Below are 1,336 nucleotides of genomic sequence, written 5' to 3' on the forward strand. Positions count from 1 at the left end.
TATTAGAACTCACTATTCTCGCTACCCTGCTTCCTGTCTCCTTTTTGACGGTCTTTCTGTTCAACAAAGATGGATTCGATTCAAAAGCCATGTTCATCTATGTTTTGATGCTGGTGATGTTCATCTTGTGGTCCTACATCATCTTGGCATATTACGTTGATGGTGGCTTTGAGCAATGGACCAGCGGCATTTTGTTCATTGTGCCTAGCGTATCTAAGCTGCCGTTTATTCTTGTTTTGTATTGTGTTGGTATTGTGTGCTTTCTTGGTATTCTGCTGCTGAAAACCAACAAAATCATCCATGCGATGACCTATTCTGCAATGGCTTTGGCTTCCGCGACATTCATCTTCTTTGATGTGCAGTACATTTCCAGCACCATGTTTACGCTTACTGGTCTGCTCATCATCATCTATTCAACCTCGGCGAGTCACCAACTTGCGTTTACTGACAGCCTAACGCAGATTCCAAGCCGCAGAGCATTAGATTTAGATCTAAAACACATGGGCAGAAAATTCACAATTGCAATGCTCGATGTCGACCACTTCAAGAAGTTTAACGACACGTACGGGCATGACATCGGCGATGATGTGCTCAAAATGGTGGCTTCAAGATTGATGAAAATACGTGGTGGTGCAAAGGTCTATCGCTTCGGCGGCGAAGAATTCACCATGGTCTTCAAGGGAAAAAACGTTGAAGATTGTCGCCAATATATAGAAGAAGCTCGTAAAGCTATCGCTGAATATGAAATGATCCTTCGTGACAAAGCCTCTCGCCCTGACGATCACAAGCAAGGCCAGCAAAACCGAGGTACCGAAGACATGCAAAGAGAATCGGTATTCGTCACGGCGAGCTTTGGTGCTGCAGACAGTAGAAACGGAAGAGAACCTGCTGAAGTCATCAAACTGGCGGATGCGGCATTGTATAAAGCTAAAAAAGCAGGTCGAAATTGCACCAGAGTGAATCAGAACTAATCACATAAAGAAATACAACGACCGCATTCAAATAAGTGCGGTCGTTTTGTTTAGACAGTTCAACGGCAAGTTTCGTCAATCCTGATTAAAGAACAGAACCAAACTGCCGCCTTTCAGATCACTACCATAATTGATGGTTAAACCGATACCAATATTGTCTATCCAATCGGACTCAAACGGTGGAGTCATCAACCATCCAATACTGCCTTCATAATAATTCGTGGTATTTAGCGGATCGCTCGTATCGCCACCAATATCGATTCGACTAAAGCTGGTATAGAAAGATTGAACTGTCGTACCAATATGAGCGACGTCGTAGAAGACTTTGACACCATTTACCCAATACCAACCTTCCGGCTTTCCTA

The 1,336-nt window shown here is 43.6% G+C and carries 2 protein-coding genes; one reads left to right on the forward strand and one right to left on the reverse strand.

Annotated features, from left to right (window positions below):
• The coding region (locus R7E00_RS23635; protein WP_318124669.1) for a GGDEF domain-containing protein at window positions 1-971 on the forward strand (971 nt) is incomplete at its 5' end.
• A gap of 75 nt (window positions 972-1,046) precedes the next feature.
• Here the strand turns inward: R7E00_RS23635 and R7E00_RS23640 are convergent.
• Window positions 1,047-1,336: Solitary outer membrane autotransporter beta-barrel domain (locus R7E00_RS23640; protein ID WP_318124671.1), on the reverse strand; the 290-nt coding region annotated here is incomplete at its 5' end.

The organism is Vibrio sp. Vb1755 (assembly GCF_033338635.1).
Taxonomy (GTDB): Bacteria; Pseudomonadota; Gammaproteobacteria; order Enterobacterales; family Vibrionaceae; genus Vibrio; species Vibrio alginolyticus.